This is a genomic window from Micromonospora siamensis, from assembly GCF_900090305.1.
Classification (GTDB): Bacteria; Actinomycetota; Actinomycetes; order Mycobacteriales; family Micromonosporaceae; genus Micromonospora; species Micromonospora siamensis.
In genome coordinates this window covers 1740761-1759388 of the sequence record NZ_LT607751.1, presented here as the reverse complement: position 1 = coordinate 1759388, position 18628 = coordinate 1740761, and the positions used below count along the sequence as shown (strand labels likewise).

Sequence of the window (18628 nt, the reverse complement as noted above, 5' to 3'; positions counted from 1 at the left end):
CGGATTCCGTTGCGTGGGCAAACACGCAACGCTGAATTCGTTGCCTGACGCCTCTCAGGCTCTTGCTTTCGCGGGTCGGACTGTGCGATAACCGTGGGCAGAGCGGCCGGTGCCACCCCCTGACCGGCCCGATACCCGATGGGGCTGACATGGCCAACGCCACCGACCACCTCTGGATGCACTTCACCCGGATGGCGAGCTACGCCGACGGGGAGGTGCCGACCATCGTGCGCGGCGAGGGCGCGTACGTCTGGGACTCCCAGGGCCGCCGCTACCTCGACGGGCTCGCCGGGCTCTTCGTCGTCAACGCCGGCCACGGCCGCACCGAGCTCGCCGAGGCCGCCGCGAAGCAGGCCGCCGAGCTGGCGTACTTCCCCCTCTGGTCGTACGCCCACCCGACCGCCGTCGAGCTGGCCGAGAAGGTCGCCTCGCTCGCCCCCGGCGACCTCAACCGGGTCTTCTTCACCACCGGCGGCTCCGAGGCCGTCGAGGCGGCCTGGAAGCTGGCCCGGGCCTACTTCAAACGCACCGGCCAGCCCAACAAGTACAAGGTGGTCAGCCGCTACATCGCGTACCACGGCACCTCGATGGGCGCGCTGTCGATCACCGGCCTGCCCGGCATCAAGAGCGACTTCGAGCCGCTGGTGCCCGGCGGCATCAAGGTGCCGAACACCAACTTCTACCGGGCCCCCGAGCACGGCGACGACCCGGAGGCGTTCGGCCGCTGGGCCGCCGATGAGATCGGCCGGGCCATCGAACGGGAGGGCCCGGACACCGTCGCCGCGGTCTTTTTGGAGCCGGTGCAGAACTCCGGCGGCTGCTTCCCGCCCCCGCCCGGCTACTTCGAGCGGGTCCGCGAGATCTGCGACGCGTACGACGTGCTGCTGGTGTCCGACGAGGTGATCTGCTCGTGGGGCCGGCTCGGCGAGTACTTCGGCGCCACCCGGTACGGCTACCAGCCCGACATCATCACCACCGCCAAGGGCATCACCTCCGGGTACGCCCCGCTCGGCGCGATGATCGCCAGCGAGCGGCTGATGGAGCCGTTCCTCACCGAGACCGGCATGTTCGCCCACGGGGTGACCTTCGGCGGCCACCCGGTCTCCTGCGCGGTGGCCCTGGCCAACCTGGAGGTCTTCGCCCGCGAGGACCTGGTCGGGCACGTCCGGGCCAACGAGGACGCCTTCCGGTCCACCCTGGAGAAGCTCAACGACCTGCCGATCGTCGGCGACGTCCGGGGCGACGGCTACTTCTACGGCATCGAACTGGTCAAGGACAAGACCACCCGGGAGACCTTCGACGAGGCCGAGTCGGAGCGGCTGCTGCGCGGGTTCCTCTCCACCGCGCTGTTCCAGGCCGGCCTCTACTGCCGGGCCGACGACCGGGGCGACCCGGTGGTGCAGCTCGCCCCGCCGCTCATCGCCGAGCAGCAGCAGTTCGACGAGATCGAGCAGATCCTGCGCGGGGTGCTGACCGAGGCATGGTCGCGCCTCTGAGCGGCGGCCCAGGGCCGGGCGGGGCCGGGACCCACGGCGACGGGTCCCGGCCCCGCCCTTCCGGCACCCCGCCCGCCGGGGCCGTGGGCGACACCGACCGCACCCGGGTACGCCGGCTGCCCGACCTCGCCGTCGGAGACCGGACCACCCTGCACGCCGTGCTCGACGCCGGCCGGGTCGCCCACCTGGCCATCGCCGACGGCGACCAGCCGTACGCCCTGCCGGTGGCGTACGCCCGGGACGGGGGGCGGGTGCTGGTCCACGGGTCGACCGGCAGCCGGCTCTTCCGGCAGCTGGCCGCCGGCGCCCCGGCCTGCCTCACCGTCACCCTGCTCGACGGCCTGGTGCTGGCCCGCAGCGCCTTCGAGTCCTCGATGAACTACCGCTGTGCCATGGTGCTGGGTGCGTTGACGACGCTGGACGGCGACGAGAAGCTGGCCGCCCTGGAACGCCTCTCCGACCACCTGCTGCCCGGACGCTGGGCGGTGATCCGGCCGCCGTCGGCCAAGGAGCTGGCCGCCACGCTGGTGCTGGCGCTGCCGTTGGACGAGTGCTCGGTCAAGGTCAGTTCCGGCCCGCCCGACGATCCCGAGGACGACCTCGACCGGCCGGTCTGGGCGGGCGTGGTGCCGGTCGTCGAGGCGTACGGCACCCCACGGCCCGACCCGAGGCTGCGCCACGACCTGCCCCCACCGGAGTGGTGATGCGCTACCAGGACCTGTCGTACTGGCTGTCCAGCGTGGACGAGCCGCTCACACCGCGCCCCGCGCTGCCCGGCGACACCGACGCTGACGTGGTGATCGTCGGGGCCGGCTACACCGGGCTCTGGACGGCGTACTACCTCGCCGGGGCCGACCCGACGCTGCGGATCGCCGTGCTGGAGGCCGAGATCGCCGGGTACGGCGCCTCCGGGCGCAACGGCGGCTGGTGCTCCGCGCTCTTCCCCACCTCGCTGCCCGCGCTAGCCCGCCGGCACGGCCGGGACCGGGCACTGGCCATGCAACGGGCCATGCAGGAGACCGTCCGCGAGGTGGGCCGGGTGGTCACCGCCGAGGGCATCGACTGCGACTGGCAGCAGGGCGGGACCGTGGTGCTGGCCCGCAGCGAGGTGCAACTGGAGCGGGCCCGGGCCGAGGTGGCCACCGCCCACGCGCACGGGCTGACCGACGCCGACCTGGTGCTGCTCGACGCCGCCGAGGCCACCGCGCGCTGCGCCGCCGATGGGGTACGCGGCGGGACGTACACCCCGCACTGCGCCGCGGTGCACCCGGCCCGGCTGGTCCGCGGGCTGGCCGGGGCGGTCGAGCGTCGCGGGGTGACCATCTTCGAGCGCAGCCCGGTCACCGCGCTGCGCCCCGGCGCGGCGGTGACCCGGCACGGCACCGTCCGGGCCCCGATCGTGGTCCGGGCCACCGAGGGCTACACCCCGGCGCTGCCCGGCCAGCGCCGCGCGCTCGCCCCCGTCTACTCGCTGATGGTGGCCACCGACCCGCTGCCCGAGGAGACCTGGGCGCGGATCGGGCTGGCCGAGCGGGAGACCTTCTCCGACCACCGGCACGTCATCATCTACGGCCAGCGGACCGTCGACGGCCGGCTCGCCTTCGGCGGGCGGGGCGCCCCCTACCACTTCGGCTCCCGGGTCTCCCCGGGCTTCGACCGGGAACCCCGGGTCTTCGCGGCGCTGCGCCGGGTGCTGGGGGAACTCTTCCCGGTGCTCGGTCCACAGGTGCCGGTCAGCCACACCTGGGGCGGCCCGCTCGGGGTGGCCCGGGACTGGGCCGCCTCGGTGGGGCTGGACCGGTCGACCGGCCTGGGCTGGGCCGGCGGCTACGTCGGCGACGGCGTCGGCACCAGCAACCTCGCCGGCCGTACGCTCGCCGACCTGATCCGGGGCGAGCAGAGCGACCTGACCGCGCTGCCCTGGGTCGACCACCGCTCCCCCCGGTGGGAGCCGGAACCCCTGCGCTGGCTGGCCGTCAACGCCGGCCTGCGCCTGATGTTCTCCGCCGACGAGGCGGAGCTACGCAGCGGTCGCCCCTCCCGCCGCGCTCAGGCCTTCTCCCGCCTCCTGGGCCACTGACCCACCCACCCGGCGCCCACCACCGACGCCGTTGATCATGAAGTTGTCACCCTCGGCCTCGGCGTGTCGTGACAACAACTTCATGATCAACCCGGGCGATCACCGGGGCCGTGGGGGGGGGTTAGTGGTTGGGGGGGATTACGCGGAGGTGGCCGCGGCGGCCGGTGTGGGGGTTGGGGTGACCGGTGGCGTCCTGGTCGTCGGCCGGGGGGCGCGGCGGCGCGGGGCGAGCCGCCTCGCGGACGGCCTCGGCCAGCGCCACCAGGTCGTCGGTGGTGGGCGGCGGCGGCTCGAACTCGCCCTCGTGCCGCACGACGTCCCAACCGCGCGGCGCCGTCAGGCTGCGCGCGTGCGGCTCACACAGGTCGTACGTGTGTGGTTCGGCGAACGCCGCGAGCGGCCCCACGACCGCTGTCGACTCGTTGTAGACATAGGTCAATGTGGCGACCGCTTGCCGGGGGCAGCCGTTACGGGAGCAGCGCCGTGGTGACCTCACGGCGGCAGGGTATCCCCAATACCGGGTCCGGCGCACCGGTTCGCGTTACGACACGCCCGTCACGGTGATCACAATTGGCACCTGGCGTCCGATCGGCCGGCGGTGCGGGGCGTGCCGGCGCCGCCGACGCCGTCCGGGCGGGCCCGGGGGCTACCCTGTCCCTCATGACCAGTCCGGAACACCGCCGCCCCGGCTCCGGCCGGCGTACCCACCGTGACCGGCACGGGCGGGGCCTGCGCGGGCGACTGGTGCCGGCGACGGTCCCGCTGGCGCGGACGAAGGCGGAGGTCTTCGACGATCTGGTGCTCGACACGGTCGAGACGCTGGAACGGCGCTTCGCCAAGGAACTGGCCGGGGTCGAGTTCGCGGTCGAGGACGTGCCGCCGGACCTGAACGTCTACGACTCCGACGTGCTGGAGGACGGCGAGGTCCCGCTCGCCCGCCTGCTTCCGGGCCGGCCGGGTCGCCAGGAGGTCCCACCCCGGATCGTGCTCTACCGCCGCCCGCTGGAGTTCCGGGCGATGGACCGCGAGGACCTCGCGGACCTGGTGCACGACGTGATCATCGAACAGGTGGCGAACCTGCTCGGGGTCGACCCCGACGAGCTGGCCTGACCGCCGTCCGGCCCCCCACCGACCGGACCGCCCCCGTCCGGCCCGGCCTGACCGCCGTCCGGGCCCCCCACCGACCGGACCGCCCCCGCCCGGCCCGGCCTGACCGGCGGCCGGGCCCCCCACCGACCGGACCGCCCCCGCCCGGCCCGGCCGCCCGGTGAAGGCGTGAGCCGGGCGGCCCCACCGCCCCGGCCCGAGCCCCTGGGTCAGGCGGCCCGCCGCTTGAGCTTGCGCCGTTCCCGCTCGGAGAGCCCGCCCCAGATCCCGAATCGCTCGTCGTGTCCCAGCGCGTATTCGAGGCACTCCGTCTTCACTTCGCACCGCGAGCAGATGCGCTTCGCCTCGCGGGTCGAGCCGCCCTTCTCGGGAAAGAACGCCTCCGGGTCGGTCTGGGAGCAGAGCGCCTGCTCCTGCCACTCCGGCGCGTTTCCGAGCAGGTCGGCCACCTCGAGCTGGCCGTCCATCAATTGCCTCCTTGTCGCGCACCGGCTCAACGCCGCTGCAACCCCCCACGCGAAAGGCGTGCGTGTCCGTCCGGTCCCAATTTGATGCGTTCCGTGCGAACAACCCCAATCAAATTACACGCGTGTAATGCGTGCGCCGTCAAGCCAAACTTGATAATGGAGTCGCCCTCCCGACACGCCCCGGGTGGCCGCCTGAGCCGCCCGGCCTCGCAACCTGCCCTATCGATTCAGACCCCGGACGAGTAACGCCCTCTTCGGCGAGTTGCCGAATTTTCTGCCGTGGCGCCGCCGCCGTCCGCGCCCGTCGTCGCCGGGGCGGAGGCGGTGGACGGGCCGTCCGGCCGCATGCGGAGGACCGCCCCACCAAGATCGCTGATCTTGGTGGGGGACAGGTTAACCCGCCGTGCCGCCGACCGCCCGCCGAGCCGCGAAACGCCGACAGCGCCCTGCCCACATCGTGGACAGGGCGCGACGGGCCGGCGCATCGGGACAGGCTCAGTCGGAGCCCGCCGGAGCGCTGGTCGGCCAGACGAATTCGGCGATGCCGCCACCGGCCACGGTGGCCGTTCCGGCCGGTCGTTCGGCGTCCCACCAGACGGTATAGACACCCGCCGCCAGATCCGGGTAGACCGCACTGTGGAACGAACCCTCGCGGACGATCCGCTCGCGGACGGCGGCATGGGTACGCACACCGTCCGCCCGGTCCGTCCGGCTGATCTCGATCTCCCGGCCCCGCAGGTCCGGTCCGGTGTAGATGATCAGGGCACCGGTGTCGGCCCCGATGTCGAGCAGGACGGTCCCGCTCCCGGTGGGCCCGTACTCGTGGTGGTGCGTGTGCATGGTCACCCCGATCAGGACTTTGTTGCCGGTGGGTTGCCGAACCCGTCGTACGGCGTGCCGAGGAAGGGGAAGTCCCCGAGGAACGGCGCGGTCACGTCGGCGGCGCTCAACCCGGGGGTCACCGCGGCGGCCGCCGCGTCCGGGGTGAACGTCTTGTCGACCAGCGGCACGGTGACCCCGGCGATGGCCCGCAGTGCGATGCTCACCACGTCGTCACCGACCCGGCGGCCGTTCGGGAAGCCGGCCAGGTCGCCGCCGAGCACCCCGAACCGGTCCGGCTTGCGGGTCGGCGGGATGGCGGTGTTCAACCGCAGCATGTCGGCCTGGATCTCGCCGGTGTTGTTGGCGAAGCCGTCGATCAGCCCGGCCGGGATGCCGGTGAGCAGGACGGCCGCCAGGTCCGCCCGCGGCTTCTTCGACCTGTTCAACGCCTCCAGCCGCGGGAAGACCCCGGGATAGAGCGTCGGCAGCAGGGCGGCCAGCTCCGGATGCTCCACGAAGTGCGCGAACCGCTTGTCCTCCGACGGCGGCAGGGTGTTCCACAGGTCCTTCTTGGACATCGGCACGACGACCTCGTTGAACAGCGGATTCCCCAGTCGGGAGACCTGGGTGAACGGCCCGGCGGCGGTGTCGGCGGCCACCCGGTCGCCCAGCACCCGCACCTGCTGCCGGGAGGCGGACGTCCAGACCCCGATCACCGAGGCCCGGTCGGCGGCGGCGTACCGGTTGGCCCGGCGGCGCACCCGGCTCAGCGGCACCTGCACCGCGAGGCTGTGCACGTTCATCCGGTCCAGCGAGTTGACCGGCTCCCCCTCGGCCTTGAACAGCTTCTTCCCGGCCACGTGCAACTGTTGGAACGGGCGCAGCGTACCCAGCTCGAAGACCGCGCCCAGGTCGACGAAGAAGCCGTCCGCGCGCTGCCCGGCGAAGACCTTCTCCCCGGTCGAGAGCCGGTACGTCGCCTGCCGCACCAGCTCGTGGTATTTCGGCGTCGACAACGGCCCGACATTGCACGGCGGGCAGGGCAGTTTGTGCGCCAGCACGTGCTCCCGGCCGTCCGCGATCCGGGTCAGCCGGTAGAACTGGCGGCGGTTCCAGTTCCTGCTGTCCAGCGACTCGATCGGCCCGGTGTTGTAGAGAAAACTGTTCGGATTCGTGATCTCGGTGGTGAATTCGAAACGATAGGTGACATCCGGGTGCCCGTCTCCGTCGTTGTCGACGTGGATTTCGTACCGGACGTCGTCGCCGAACTCGAAGAAGTTCGGCCCACCGGACGGCAGTTGCAACGGCACGTAGTTGGCGATCAACGTGACCGAGTCCGGGTGGCCCGGCGTGACGAAGGCGTACAGGTCGGAGCTGTCGGCGACCGGATCCTTGGCGATCTCCGGAGCCTCACGGTGGGAAGACATGCCGGCCCCCGCTCAGCGCCGGCCGGCGGCGCGCCGAAGCCGCTCCGCCAGCCCCCGGTCGCGGACCTGGATCCGGGACGTGCCGACGAAGACGTCCATGGCGCCGGAGGCCGCGTCCCTCAGGTGGACGACGATCGGACCCTCCTGCGCCGCCGACGTCGGAGAGTTCTGCGCGGCCGACAGGCCCGGCACGGTGAGCGCGGCGGCGCCGAGGGTGGCGCTCGCGGCGGCGGTCAACGTCTGCCGGCGGGTCAGCCGCGGCCAGGGCCGCTTCCGCTCTGCACTGGTCATGGGCAACCTTTCCACCGTGGCGCCGCAGCGCCCGCGGGACGACCGAGGTCCGGACGGATGCCGCCGGGCCCGGGATGAGGGCTACCGGCGGCGGTCCTCGCCGCGACCGCCGCCGGCGACAACGGGTACGGCCGGCGGTGGGAAAAGGTTCGACGTCAGGCGCGGACGTGACCGTACGCGGTCGTCCGCTTGCGGGCCGGTCGTCCGGCGGCCGCCGCGATCGCCCGCAGCTGCTCCTCGGTACGCGCCGACCCGTTGCCCGAACCGGCCATCCGGGAGATCGTCTCCTCCATCAGCGTGCCGCCCAGGTCGTTGCAGCCGCCGTTGAGCATCTCCACCGTGCCGGCGTCACCGAGCTTCACCCAGGAGCACTGGATGTTGTCGATCCGCCCGTGCAGCAGCAACCGGGCCATCGCGTGCACCACCCGGTTCTCCCGCCAGGTCGGGCCGGGCCGGGCGATGCCGGCCAGGTAGATCGGCGCGTTGGTGTGCACGAACGGCAGGGCCACGAACTCGGTGAAGCCGCCCGTGCGGTCCTGCACCCCGGCCAGCACCCGGAAGTGCGCCAGCCACTGGCCCGGGTGGTCGACGTGGCCGTACATCATCGTGGAGCTGGAGCGGATGCCCAGCTCGTGGGCCGTGCTCACCACCTCGACCCAGGCGGCGGCCGGCAGCTTGCCCTTGGTGAGCACCCAGCGCACGTCGTCGTCGAGGATCTCCGCGGCGGTGCCCGGGATGGTGTCCAGGCCGGCCTCGCGGAGTTGGAGCAGCCACTCCTTCACCGGCACCCCGGCCCGGGCCGCGGCGGTGACGATCTCCATCGGGGAGAAGGCGTGCACATGCATGCCGGGCACCCGGGCCTTGATCGCCCGGACGATGTCGGCGTAACCGGTGACCGGCATCTTCGGGTCGATCCCGCCCTGGAGGCAGACCTCGCCGGCCCCGGCCGCCCACGCCTCCGCCGCCCGGTCGGCGACCTGGTCCACCGAGAGCCGGTACGCGTCGGCGTCCCGCTCCCGCTGGGCGAAGGCGCAGAACCGGCAGCCCACGTAGCAGACGTTGCTGAAGTTGATGTTCCGGTTGACCACGTAGGTGACGTCGTCGCCGACGGTCTCCCGGCGCACGTCGTCGGCGAGCCGGCACAGCTCGTCCAGGGCCGGCCCGTCCGCGCCGAACAGGGCCAGCGCCGCGTCGGCGTGCCGGGGCTCCAGCAGCGCCGCCGGATCGTCGGCCGCCAGCCGCAGACCGGCCGCCAGGTCGCCCCCGGCCACCGGCACCCCACCGGCCCGGCCGGCCGCCTTGCGGGCCGCCGCCTCGGGGGTGACCTTGCCGGCCACCTCCGACCAGTCCCCGTAGACGCTGTCGAAGTCGCCCCGCCGGTCGTCGGTGCGGCCCGTGGTGTCGATGGTGGCGTGCAGGTCGACCCGGCCGCCGCCGAAGACCTCCTCCGGCTCCTGCCAGGGCCGGCCCTGCGGGCGGGCCTCCTCGACGGCCAGCCCGGTCACCGGGTCGGCCAGCGCGCCCACGTGCGGCAGCAGGCGCGGATCGAGCCAGGGGTCGCCGGCCCGGACGTACTCCGGGTAGATGGTGAGCCGCTCGCGCAGCGTGAAGCCGGCCGCCGCCGTGTGCCGGGCCAGCTCGTCCAGCTGCGGCCACGGGCGCTCCGGGTTGACGTGGTCGGGGGTGAGCGGCGACACCCCGCCCCAGTCGTCGATGCCGGCCCGCAGCAGCAGCGAGTATTCGCCGGCGATCAGGTTCGGCGGGGCCTGGATCCGGGCCTTCGGGCCGAGCAGCAGCCGGGCCACCGCCACCGTGGCCGCCAGGTCGTGCAGCTCGGCGTCGGGCATCCCGCGCATCGCCGTGTCCGGCTTGGCGCGGAAGTTCTGCACGATCACCTCCTGGAGGTGGCCGTACTCCCGCATGGCCCGGCGGATCGCGAAGAGCGCGTCGACCCGCTCGGCGGGGGTCTCGCCGATGCCGATCAGAATGCCGGTGGTGAACGGCACGCCGACCCGGCCCGCGTCGTCGAGGACCCGCAGCCGCACCGCGGGCTCCTTGTCGGGCGAGCCGAAGTGCGGGCCACCCGGCTCGGACCAGAGCCGGGTGGCGGTGGTCTCCAGCATCATCCCCATGCTCGGCGCGACCGGCTTGAGCCGGTGCAGCTCCGACCAGGAGAGCACGCCCGGGTTGAGGTGCGGCAGCAGGCCGGTCTCCTCCAGCACCGCCACCGCGCAGGCGCGCAGATAGTCCAGGGTGGAGTCGTAGCCCCGCTCGTCCAGCCACCGCCGGGCCGCCGGCCAGCGTTCCTCGGGCCGGTCACCCAGGGTGAACAGGGCCTCCTTGCAGCCCTGCGCCGCGCCCTCCCGGGCGATCGCGAGGACCTCGTCCTGCTCCAGATAGGCCGCCGGCAGCCGGTGCGGCACGGTGGCGAAGGTGCAGTAGTGGCACCGGTCCCGGCAGAGCCGGGTCAGCGGGACGAAGACCTTCTTCGAGTACGTCACCACACCCGGCCGGCCGGCGTCCCGCAGGCCGGCGTCGCGGACCTCCCCGGCGAGCCGGAGCAGCTCGTCCAGCTCCGGCCCGCGGGCGGCCAGCAGGCCGGTGGCCTCGTCGACGTCGAGCGCCCGCCCGGAGGCGGCCCGGCGCAGGGCCCGGCGCACGCTCGCCTCGGTCGGCCCGGGATCGATGCGGTCAGACATCCGTTCAGCCTAGGCGCTGCCCCGCCCGCGGGGAGGGGCCAGCGACCGGGTGTGAGATCCGACCCGTCCGGCGGTCAGCGCCGGGTCAGGGCGGCGTCAGCCCCGGGCCCGCCCGGCCGGCGAGGGGTCAGCGCGGCGGGTTCTGGTCGTCGCGACGGAAGGGCTGCGTCCGGTCGCTCTCCTGGCCGGCCGGCTCGCCCGGCTGGCGGGGGATGGTCTGGGTCGGGTCCGCCGACGGCGGCTGCCCGAACGGCGGGGCGGGGTGGGCCGGCTGCGCCCCGGTGGCCGGCGGGGCCGAGTACGGCGCGTGGGGCTGGCCGTACTGGCCGGCGGGCGGGGGGGACTGGCCGGCCGGCGGGGCGAACTGCGGGCCGGCGCCGGGCTGTCCCGGGTACGGCTGACCGTACTGCGGGCCGGTCGGGGCGGAGGGCTGGCCGTACGGGCCGGCGGGCTGGCCGGGGGCGGGCCAGCCGGCGGGCTGCTGCGGCCAGCCGGGCTGCGGCTGCCCGTACACGCCGGGCGGCGGCTTCGGCGTTCGGTAGAGGGTGCTCCACACCTTCCACACCACCAGCGCGCCCACCGCGACCAGGACCAGCCAGCCGGCCCGGGACAGCACCCCGAGCAGCACGTTGAAGACCTCGCCCTCGGCCAGCCGACCGACCATCCAGATCAGGAAGCTCAGCGCGCCGAGCACACCGCTGACCGCGTACTCGCCGAGCGCCACCTTCGTGACCAGCGCGGCCTGCGGCAGCACCGGCCGCACGTGCGTGGCCAGCAGCACCGCGAGCAGCGGCAGCAGTGCCGCGTTCAGCCCCACGAAGAAGGAGTACGCGACGTCGGCCCGGTCGGTGAGGTCGCCGTAGCCGTTGGGCACCAGCAGGCGGAGCAGGCCGACGAAGAGGAACACGGCGTTCGCGCCGAGCAGCGCCAGCGCGGCCGGCTCGCGCAGCGGCTCGGTGAGCCGGCGGGCCGGAGTCGGGTCGGTGGACGCGGACTCGTCGGGGCTGGTCACGAACTCTCCCCCTCGCGTGGGCGGTCGGATGCGACGTGAGCCTAGTCTCCCGGGCCGGCGGCGGACCGCCGACGTTCCGTGCGGAAGGATGGAGGCATGCGCATCGTGGTTCTGGCCGGCGGCATCGGGGGTGCCCGGTTCCTGCTCGGCGTCCGGGCGTACGCCCGTGAGGTGGGCGCCGAGGTGACCGCCGTGGTGAACGTCGGCGACGACCTGCTGCTGCACGGCCTGCGGGTCTGTCCCGACCTGGACAGCGTCATGTACACCCTCGGCGGCGGGGCCGATCCCGAGCGGGGCTGGGGCCGGGTCGACGAGAGCTGGACGGTGAAGGCGGAGCTGGCCGCGTACGGCGCCGAGCCGGCCTGGTTCGGCCTCGGCGACAAGGACATCGCCACCCACCTGGTCCGCACCACCATGCTCAACGCCGGGTACCCGCTGTCCGAGGTGACGGAGGCGCTGGCCACCCGCTGGCAGCCCGGCGTGAAGATCCTCCCGGCCACCGACGACCGGCTGGAGACCCACGCGGTGGTCGACGGCGAGCAGGGCCAGCGGGCCATCCACTTCCAGGAGTGGTGGGTGCGCTACCGCGCCGACATCCCGACCCACCGGTTCGTCTTCGTCGGCGCGGACGCCGCGAAGCCGGCGCCCGGTGTGCTGGACGCGATCGGCGGGGCCGACGTGGTCCTGGTCGCGCCGAGCAACCCGGTGGTGAGCGTCGCGCCGGTGCTCGCCGTGCCCGGGCTGCGCGACGCCGTGGCGACCGGGCCGGCACCGGTGGTGGGGGTGTCGCCGATCATCGGGGGCGCCCCGGTCCGCGGGATGGCCGACCGCTGCCTCGCCGTACTCGGCGTGGAGTGCAGCGCCGCCGGGGTGGGCCGGCTCTACGGCGGGCGGCGCGACGGTGGCCTGCTGGACGGCTGGCTGGTAGCGCCGGAGGACGCGGGTGCCCAGGTGCCGGGGGTGACGGTCGGCGCGGCTCCGCTTCGGATGACCGACGAGACGGCGACCGCGGCGATGGTCCGGTCCGCCTTGGAGCTGGTGTGAGGCTGGAGATCCTGCCGGTGCTGGGCATCGGCGACGTGACCGAGGGCGACGACCTGGCGGCCCTGATCGGCGCTGCCGCGCCGTGGCTGCGCGACGGCGACGTGCTGGTCGTCACCAGCAAGATCGTGTCGAAGGCGGAGGGTCGCCTGGTGGACGTGCCGGCCGACGGTCCGGAGCGGCTCGCCGCCCGGGACGAGGTGCTGGCCGCCGAGACGGCCCGGGTGGTGGCCACCCGTGGGGCGACCCGGATCGTGCAGACCCACCACGGCTTCGTGATGGCCTCGGCCGGCATCGACGCCTCCAACGTCGACCCGACCCGCCTGGTGCTGCTCCCGAAGGACCCGGACGCCTCGGCCCGCGCGTTGCGCGCGGCCCTGCACGAGCGCTACGGCGTGGACGTGGCCGTCATCATCAGCGACACGATGGGCCGGCCGTGGCGCAACGGCCTCACCGACGTGGCGCTCGGCGTCGCCGGGATGGCCGCCATGCGGGACCACCGGGGCGAGGTCGACCCGTACGGCAACGAACTCCAGCTGACCCAGATGGCGGTGGTGGACGAGCTCGCCGGCGCCGGTGAGCTGATCAAGGGCAAGCGGGACCAGGTCCCCGTCGCCGTGGTGCGCGGCTATCTCGGGGTGGCCCCGCCGGACGACGGCGCCGGTGCGGCCGCGCTGATCCGGGAGAGCGCGCTGGATCTCTTCTCGCTGGGCACCGCCGAGGCCCGGGCGGCCGGGCTTCGGGCCGCCGCGACCCTGCCCGACCGGCTGGGTGACGCCGAGGCGGACCCGGCCGCGGTCCGCCGGGCGATCGACGCGGTGGCCGGGGTCGTCGCCCCCGGCACGGTCTTCACCCACGTCACCGACGCCGAGGTACGCGCCGGCATGACCGCCACCGTTCCGGACTGGCCGACCTCGGCGACCGGGCTGATCCTCGGCGCGGCGCCGACCCCGGTCGACCGGCCCGACCTGGTCCGCTTCGGCGTCGACCTGCAACGGCTGCGCACCGCCCTGGCCGCCGAGGGAGTCTCCTCGAACCTGCTGCCGCCGCCCGCCGGCACCACCGCCGTGGCCTCGCTGGCCCTCTGACTCTGCTGGGGCCCTCCTCAGGAGTGCAGCATGGCGCGTCCCAGCGGGGTGAGCGTGTGCAGCACGGTGTTGCGGTCCCGGCTGCTGACCAGCAACCCCGCGTTGCGCAGCACGGCGGTGTGCTGGCTCGCCGCGGCCGGTGAGATCTTCAGCCGGCGGGCGACCTCCCCGGTGGTGCAGCCGTCCTCGCTGGCCGCGAGCACCTCGGCCCGGGTCCGGCCGAGCAGCGCGGCCAACGCGGTCCGCTCCGCGTCGGAGATCTGCGGGCCGCGCCGGCCGTCGGTACGGGTCAGGCCGCCCAGCCGGTCCACCGGGTAGACCAGCACCGGGGGCAGCGCCGGGTCGAGCAGGGCGACCGGGGTCGGCGCGCAGAAGAAGGCCGGCACCAGCAGCAGGCCCCGCCCGTCCAGGTGCAGCTCGCGGTCGCTCGGGTAGCCGGGCACGGAGAGCACGCCGGACTCCCAACGCACCACCGGCCGCAGGCTGTCCAGCAGTCCCTCCACGCCGCCGTCCAGCAGCGCCCGCGCCCGACGGGTCCGGTCGGCCTCGACCGCGGCCTCGATGCGGGCCCAGTACGGTGCCAGGGCCCGGGCCCGGTAGTGCGTCACCGAGTCGGTGAGGTGGCGCAGCGCCTCGGGCTCGCCGTCGGCGAGCGCGGTGGCCGACGAGGGCAGCGCGGCACCGGCGGCGACCAGGGTCAACTCCCGGCGCAGCCGGCGTACGGGGGTGGACCGCAGCGCCTCCAGTCCGGCCTCGAAACCGTCGCGGCTCTCGTACGGGGTGAGGAAGTCCGGGAAGTAGCCGCGGGGCGGGTTCAACGCCAGCAGCAGGCGCGGCCGGTGGGTGACCTCGCGGCGGAGGGTACGCGCCACCCCGCCCCGCCACGCGGACAGCAGCGGGTCACGGGCGTCGCCGGACAGCACGTGCAGGCTGAGGACGGTCTCCCAGACCGCGTCCGCGGCCGGGGCCACCCGGGTCCGGAGAATGTCCTCAGCGGTGAAGTAGATCCTCAGCATCGGAGCGCTCCCGGGCGGGCCGAGGGGGTGCCCGCCACGTCCCGACTCTACCCGGGCGGCATCTTTCACCGTCTTTAAGCGTCAGCTGAAAGTCCTCGACGGTGCCGTTCCCATCCCGGCATGCTTCTCCTTGCCCGGCATCGGCACCGTCGGAGTACGGGGTCGGGCACCCGGGGGCGGGACGACCGGGTGGCACCACGAGGGTCTGTGGCCGTGAGTCCGCAGAAGGTGTCACCCGGCGCCCACCGGCGTCGACGCGCCGGATCCCGCCGCCGGCGCTCGTAGAGTGTTCGGGTGTCCGACACCCGACCCGCCACGGTCCCCCAGCCCTCCCCCGCCGCGCCGGAGTCCGCCGTCGCGCCGCACCAGGCCGCCGTCGACGCGCTGCACGCCGACGCCACCGCGCTGCTCGCGGGATGGACGCCGACCAGCCCGAGCGCCGCTCAGGCCCGGGACCGCACCCTTCGCCTGCTCGAGGCCGGCCCGGCCGCGATGGGTCGCTCCCATCGGGCTGGCCACGTCACCGCCAGCGTCCTCGTCCTCGACGCCACCGGCTCCCGGGTGCTGCTCTGCCTGCACGGCAAGCTGCGCCGCTGGGTGCAGCTCGGCGGCCACTGCGAGCCCGGCGACCGTACGCTGGCGGGCGCGGCGCTGCGCGAGGCGAGCGAGGAGTCCGGCATCGCCGGCCTGCGCATCGACCCCGTCCCGATCGACGTGGACGTGCACCCGGTCGCCTGCGGTGGGGAGTCCCTGCACCACGACGTACGCTTCGCCGTCCTCGCCCCGGCCGGCGCGGTGGAGCAGGTCAGCGACGAGTCCGAGGCGCTGGGCTGGTTCCCGCCGGACCGGTTGCCCGAACCGCTGGCCGGCGGGACCGCCCGCCTCGTCGCGCCCGGACTGGCGGCGCTCAGACGTAGCCCTCTTCGCCCCGCTCCTTGAGCTCGTCGACCAGCTGCTTGACGTCCTGCGCCCGGTCCCGGGGGCAGACCAGCACGGCGTCCGGGGTGTCCACCACGATCAGGTCGTGCACCCCGAGCGCGGCCACCAGCCGGCCCGACTGCGGCACCACCACCAGCCCGGAGGTGTCCCGCAGCAGCACGTCGGGCTTCGCCCCGCCGAGCACCACGTTCCCGGCCGGGTCGGCCGGGAGGACGTCGCCCAGGGTGTGGAAGTCGCCCACGTCGTTCCAGCCGAAGTCACCCGGCACGGTGGCGACCCGGCCGGCCTGCGCCGCGCCCTCCATCACCGCGTAGTCCACCGAGATCTTCGGCAGGGTCGGCCACACCGTGCCCAGCACGTCGTCCTGGTCGTCGGTGCCCCAGGTCGCGGCGATCGCGGTGATCCCGGCGTGCAGGGCCGGCTGCTGCCGGGCCAGCTCGGCGAGGAAGACGTCGACCCGCCAGACGAACATGCTGGCGTTCCAGAGGTGCCGCCCGGACCGGACGTACGCCTCGGCGACCTCGGCGGCCGGCTTCTCCTTGAACTCGGCCACCGGACGCAGTGGACCGTCGCCGGTCGGCTCACCGGTCTCCAGGTAGCCGTAACCGGTCTCCGGTCGGGTCGGCGTGATGCCCACCGTCATCAGCAGCCCCTGCTCGGCGCCGCGGACCGCCTCCCGCACGGTCGCCACCCAGCGCTGCGGGTCGCCGATCAGGTGGTCGGCGGCGAACGAGCCCATCACCGCGTCCGGCTCACGCAGCGCGATCACCGCCGCGGCCAGCGCGATCGCGGCGCAGGAGTCCCGCGGCGAGGGCTCGACGAGGATGTTCTCCTCGGGCAGGCCGGTCAACTGGCGGGCCACCGCCGCGACGTGCGCGGCACCGGTGACCACCAGCGTGCGCTCCGGGCCGGTCAGCGGCGCCAACCGCTCGACCGTGGCCTGCAGCAGGGACGCGCTGGTGCCGGTGAGCGGGTGGAGGAACTTGGGGTGGCCGGCACGGGACAGCGGCCACAACCTCGTGCCGCTGCCACCCGCCGGAATGACGGCGTAGAGCATCAGCACATCATGCCCGACCCGTCCCAGCCCGGACGCCCGCTCACCGGCAAGCGGGTCAGGAACGGGCCCGGCTCCAGGCCGCGATGTGCACCTCCGCGCTCGACTCCCAGGTGAACTCCTTGGCCCGGGCGAAACCGGCCTCGGCCAGGGTCAGCCGGCGGGCCTCGTCGTCGAGCAGCGCGGCCAGGTCGGTCGCGATCTGGTCCGGGTCCTCGCTGGTGTACGCGACGGCGTCGCCGCCCACCTCCGGCAGGGAGAGCCGGGGGGTGGTGAGCACCGGTGCGGCGCAGGCCATCGCCTCCAGGATCGGCAGGCCGAAGCCCTCACCGTACGACGGGTAGGCGGCGACCAGCGCCCCACCGAGGAAGCCCGGCAGGTCGGCGTAACGCAGGTAACCCGGACGCAGCAGCCGCAGGTGCGACGGGACCTCGGCCACCGCGCGGTCGATGTCGTCGTCGTGCCCCTGCCCGCCGGCGACCACCAGCGCCGGCGGATCCTCCCGGTCGGCCACCGCCCGGACCCAGCCCCGGATCAGGTTGGGCACGTTCTTGCGCGGCTCCTTGGCCCCGAGGAAGGCGATGTAGCTGCCGGAACCGAGACCGAGCCGGGCGCGTACCCGGGCCTTCTCCTCCTCGCCGGGGGCGTGGAAGGCGGCGTGGTCGACGCCGTGGTACGCCACGTCGATCTTGGTGGGGTCGGCGTCCAGCAGCCGGATCAGCTCGTCCCGGGTGGCCTTGCTCGGCACGATCACCCGGTCGGCCCGGCGCAGCGAGGTCTTGATCGCGCTGCGGAAGAACGTCCGGCGGGACTTGTCGTAGTGCTCCGGCTCGGTGAAGAAGGTCGCGTCGTGCACGGTCACCGTGACCGGGCAGCCGGCCCGCAGCGGGCAGGTGTAGAAGGGCGAGTGCAGCACCTCGGCGCCGACCTGCTGGGCCAGCAGCGGCAGGCCGGTCTGCTCCCAGGCCAGCCGGGCCGGCCGGTGGGCGACCGCCGCCGGGGCCGGGATGACCTCGGCGCCCGGCAGCATGCGGGTGTAGCGCTCCAGGTCGGTGCGGAGGCTGACCACGGCGAGGTCGAGCCCTTCGCCGCAGACCTTGCCGAGGGCGCCGAGCAGGCCGTCGACGTACCTACCGACGCCGCCACGGTCGGCGGGGACACTCGTGGCGTCGATGAGAACGCGGGGCGGGCGACCGGCGGTCACGGGGCGACTCCTTGGGGGAAACGGCGGGGCTGTGGGAAAGAACACTCCGGAGCAAGCCTACGCCGGAGCCTGGTCCGGACGCTGACTGCGACCCGACGGTACGCCGACTTGTCGTCGCCATCGAGTACGGCCGCCGGAGGCGTATCGTTCGCGCCGATGGCCGACAACATTGCCCGGGTCTTCGCCGACGCGCTCGCGACCGACCCCACCCGACCGCTGCTGACCTGGTACGACGACGCCACGGGCGAACGCACCGAACTCTCCGGCGCGACGCTGGGCAACTGGGTGGCCAAGACGGCCAACCTGCTCGTCGACGAGCATGCCGTCGCCCCCGGCGACCCGGCCGCGGTGCTGCTGCCGCCGCACTGGCAGACCGCGGCGGTGCTGCTGGGCTGCTGGTCGGCGAAGCTGACCGTGCTCGACACGCCGGGCGACGTGGAGGTGCTCTTCGCCGCCGCCGACCGGGTCGGCGAGGCGGCGGACTGGTCGGCCGGCGAGCGGTACGCCCTCGCCCTGGACCCGTTCGCGCTGCCGATGCGGCAGGTGCCGCCCGGCTTCACCGACTTCGTCTCCACCGTCCGCGGCCACGGCGACCACTTCACGCCGTACCCGCGGGGCGGCGAGGGCGACGCGGCGCTGCTGGCCCGCGCGCAGGCCCGCGCCGCGGACCTGGGTCTGACCGCGGGCGACCGGGTGCTGGTCGACACCGGCGCCCACCCCGACCCGGTCGACTGGCTGCTCGCCCCGCTCACCGCCCGCGCCAGCGCGGTGCTCTGCGGCAACCTCGACCCGGCCCGGGTCGACGCCCGCGCGGCGACCGAGAAGACCACCCACCAACTGGCGTGAGCGCGGGCAGGGGCCCTCGACGAGGGCCCCTGCGACCGT

18 protein-coding genes are annotated in these 18628 nt (G+C 74.2%); 8 read left to right on the top strand and 10 right to left on the bottom strand.

The genetic code is table 11. From position 1 onward, the window contains the following. The first annotated feature begins 149 nt into the window (after positions 1 to 149). From GA0074704_RS08100 to GA0074704_RS08090, 3 genes are all read left to right on the top strand, one after another. Positions 150 to 1496 carry an aspartate aminotransferase family protein gene (locus GA0074704_RS08100; RefSeq protein ID WP_088969921.1) on the top strand — a complete coding sequence of 449 codons (1347 nt, stop codon included), beginning with the start codon at positions 150 to 152 and terminating at the stop codon, positions 1494 to 1496. 83 nt (positions 1497 to 1579) lie between these two features. Further along, the gene (locus tag GA0074704_RS08095) at positions 1580 to 2200 is read left to right on the top strand and encodes a pyridoxamine 5'-phosphate oxidase family protein (RefSeq protein WP_231926786.1); all 621 of its coding nucleotides are present in this window, start codon (positions 1580 to 1582) and stop codon (positions 2198 to 2200) included. Beyond that, the gene (locus GA0074704_RS08090) at positions 2200 to 3576 is read left to right on the top strand and encodes an NAD(P)/FAD-dependent oxidoreductase (protein WP_172880473.1); all 1377 of its coding nucleotides are present in this window, start codon (positions 2200 to 2202) and stop codon (positions 3574 to 3576) included. Before GA0074704_RS08095 ends, GA0074704_RS08090 begins: the two co-directional genes overlap by 1 nt. A 121-nt stretch (positions 3577 to 3697) precedes the next feature. Here GA0074704_RS08090 and GA0074704_RS08085 read toward each other — a convergent pair whose 3' ends face one another. After that, positions 3698 to 4072 carry a DUF3499 domain-containing protein gene (locus tag GA0074704_RS08085; RefSeq protein WP_088969919.1) on the bottom strand — a complete coding sequence of 125 codons (375 nt, stop codon included), beginning with the start codon at positions 4070 to 4072 and terminating at the stop codon, positions 3698 to 3700. 164 nt (positions 4073 to 4236) lie between these two features. On the opposite strand from GA0074704_RS08085, the gene GA0074704_RS08080 reads away from it, so the two are divergent. After that, positions 4237 to 4686 carry a metallopeptidase family protein gene (locus GA0074704_RS08080; RefSeq protein WP_088963879.1) on the top strand — a complete coding sequence of 150 codons (450 nt, stop codon included), beginning with the start codon at positions 4237 to 4239 and terminating at the stop codon, positions 4684 to 4686. A gap of 206 nt (positions 4687 to 4892) precedes the next feature. Here GA0074704_RS08080 and GA0074704_RS08075 read toward each other — a convergent pair whose 3' ends face one another. The 6 genes from GA0074704_RS08075 to GA0074704_RS08050 all read right to left on the bottom strand — a co-directional run bounded on the left by GA0074704_RS08075 (position 4893) and on the right by GA0074704_RS08050 (position 11401). Further along, positions 4893 to 5150, bottom strand: coding sequence for a WhiB family transcriptional regulator (locus GA0074704_RS08075; RefSeq protein ID WP_007074725.1), 258 nt, complete (start codon positions 5148 to 5150; stop codon positions 4893 to 4895). A 495-nt stretch (positions 5151 to 5645) separates the two neighbouring features. After that, a complete protein-coding gene (locus GA0074704_RS08070; RefSeq protein ID WP_088973535.1) occupies positions 5646 to 5990 on the bottom strand; it encodes a phospholipase in 345 nt (114 codons plus the stop codon). 11 nt (positions 5991 to 6001) lie between these two features. Continuing rightward, a complete protein-coding gene (locus tag GA0074704_RS08065; RefSeq protein WP_088969918.1) occupies positions 6002 to 7399 on the bottom strand; it encodes a DUF4331 domain-containing protein in 1398 nt (465 codons plus the stop codon). Positions 7400 to 7411: 12 nt separating this feature from the next. Then, positions 7412 to 7690: a hypothetical protein gene (locus GA0074704_RS08060; RefSeq protein ID WP_088969917.1), complete on the bottom strand. Its 279-nt coding sequence runs from the start codon at positions 7688 to 7690 to the stop codon at positions 7412 to 7414. A gap of 155 nt (positions 7691 to 7845) precedes the next feature. After that, positions 7846 to 10389, bottom strand: coding sequence for a bifunctional FO biosynthesis protein CofGH (locus GA0074704_RS08055; protein ID WP_088969916.1), 2544 nt, complete (start codon positions 10387 to 10389; stop codon positions 7846 to 7848). Between the two features lie 127 nt (positions 10390 to 10516). Next, positions 10517 to 11401: a hypothetical protein gene (locus GA0074704_RS08050; protein ID WP_088969915.1), complete on the bottom strand. Its 885-nt coding sequence runs from the start codon at positions 11399 to 11401 to the stop codon at positions 10517 to 10519. A 96-nt stretch (positions 11402 to 11497) separates the two neighbouring features. Between GA0074704_RS08050 and cofD the strand changes: the two genes are divergently transcribed. After that, a complete protein-coding gene (gene cofD / locus GA0074704_RS08045) occupies positions 11498 to 12445 on the top strand; it encodes a 2-phospho-L-lactate transferase (protein WP_088969914.1) in 948 nt (315 codons plus the stop codon). After that, positions 12442 to 13530, top strand: a complete 1089-nt coding sequence (locus tag GA0074704_RS08040) for a coenzyme F420-0:L-glutamate ligase (protein ID WP_088969913.1) — start codon at positions 12442 to 12444, stop codon at positions 13528 to 13530. The genes cofD and GA0074704_RS08040 overlap by 4 nt, the downstream gene beginning before the upstream one ends. A gap of 17 nt (positions 13531 to 13547) precedes the next feature. On the opposite strand, the gene GA0074704_RS08035 is transcribed toward GA0074704_RS08040, so the two are convergent. Continuing rightward, on the bottom strand, positions 13548 to 14546 hold the full coding sequence (locus tag GA0074704_RS08035; protein ID WP_088969912.1) for a winged helix-turn-helix domain-containing protein: 999 nt from the start codon (positions 14544 to 14546) through the stop codon (positions 13548 to 13550). Positions 14547 to 14930: 384 nt separating this feature from the next. Between GA0074704_RS08035 and GA0074704_RS08030 the strand changes: the two genes are divergently transcribed. Further along, positions 14931 to 15485 carry an NUDIX hydrolase gene (locus GA0074704_RS08030; RefSeq protein ID WP_231926889.1) on the top strand — a complete coding sequence of 185 codons (555 nt, stop codon included), beginning with the start codon at positions 14931 to 14933 and terminating at the stop codon, positions 15483 to 15485. On the opposite strand, the gene GA0074704_RS08025 is transcribed toward GA0074704_RS08030, so the two are convergent. Both GA0074704_RS08025 and GA0074704_RS08020 read right to left on the bottom strand, forming a co-directional pair. After that, positions 15454 to 16542 (bottom strand): mannose-1-phosphate guanylyltransferase, encoded by a 1089-nt coding sequence (locus tag GA0074704_RS08025; protein ID WP_088973533.1) that lies wholly within the window; start codon positions 16540 to 16542, stop codon positions 15454 to 15456. The two genes, GA0074704_RS08030 and GA0074704_RS08025, sit on opposite strands and share 32 nt — an antisense overlap. A 55-nt stretch (positions 16543 to 16597) precedes the next feature. Further along, positions 16598 to 17743, bottom strand: coding sequence for a glycosyltransferase family 4 protein (locus GA0074704_RS08020; protein WP_088969911.1), 1146 nt, complete (start codon positions 17741 to 17743; stop codon positions 16598 to 16600). Positions 17744 to 17899: 156 nt separating this feature from the next. Here GA0074704_RS08020 and GA0074704_RS08015 point away from each other — a divergent pair, with 156 nt between their 5' ends. Further along, a complete protein-coding gene (locus GA0074704_RS08015; protein WP_088969910.1) occupies positions 17900 to 18589 on the top strand; it encodes a TIGR03089 family protein in 690 nt (229 codons plus the stop codon). The last annotated feature ends 39 nt before the right edge of the window (positions 18590 to 18628 follow it).

What these genes read in the sequence shown, in the direction of transcription:
- GA0074704_RS08100 (WP_088969921.1), top strand. Translation starts at nt 150, where the DNA reads ATGGCCAACGCCACCGACCACCTCTGGATGCACTTCACCCGGATGGCG.
- GA0074704_RS08090 (WP_172880473.1), top strand. Translation starts at nt 2,200, where the DNA reads ATGCGCTACCAGGACCTGTCGTACTGGCTGTCCAGCGTGGACGAGCCG.
- GA0074704_RS08080 (WP_088963879.1), top strand. Translation starts at nt 4,237, where the DNA reads ATGACCAGTCCGGAACACCGCCGCCCCGGCTCCGGCCGGCGTACCCAC.
- GA0074704_RS08075 (WP_007074725.1), bottom strand. Translation starts at nt 5,150, where the DNA reads ATGGACGGCCAGCTCGAGGTGGCCGACCTGCTCGGAAACGCGCCGGAG.
- GA0074704_RS08070 (WP_088973535.1), bottom strand. Translation starts at nt 5,990, where the DNA reads ATGCACACGCACCACCACGAGTACGGGCCCACCGGGAGCGGGACCGTC.
- GA0074704_RS08065 (WP_088969918.1), bottom strand. Translation starts at nt 7,399, where the DNA reads ATGTCTTCCCACCGTGAGGCTCCGGAGATCGCCAAGGATCCGGTCGCC.
- GA0074704_RS08060 (WP_088969917.1), bottom strand. Translation starts at nt 7,690, where the DNA reads ATGACCAGTGCAGAGCGGAAGCGGCCCTGGCCGCGGCTGACCCGCCGG.
- GA0074704_RS08055 (WP_088969916.1), bottom strand. Translation starts at nt 10,389, where the DNA reads ATGTCTGACCGCATCGATCCCGGGCCGACCGAGGCGAGCGTGCGCCGG.
- cofD (WP_088969914.1), top strand. Translation starts at nt 11,498, where the DNA reads ATGCGCATCGTGGTTCTGGCCGGCGGCATCGGGGGTGCCCGGTTCCTG.
- GA0074704_RS08035 (WP_088969912.1), bottom strand. Translation starts at nt 14,546, where the DNA reads ATGCTGAGGATCTACTTCACCGCTGAGGACATTCTCCGGACCCGGGTG.
- GA0074704_RS08025 (WP_088973533.1), bottom strand. Translation starts at nt 16,542, where the DNA reads ATGCTCTACGCCGTCATTCCGGCGGGTGGCAGCGGCACGAGGTTGTGG.
- GA0074704_RS08015 (WP_088969910.1), top strand. Translation starts at nt 17,900, where the DNA reads ATGGCCGACAACATTGCCCGGGTCTTCGCCGACGCGCTCGCGACCGAC.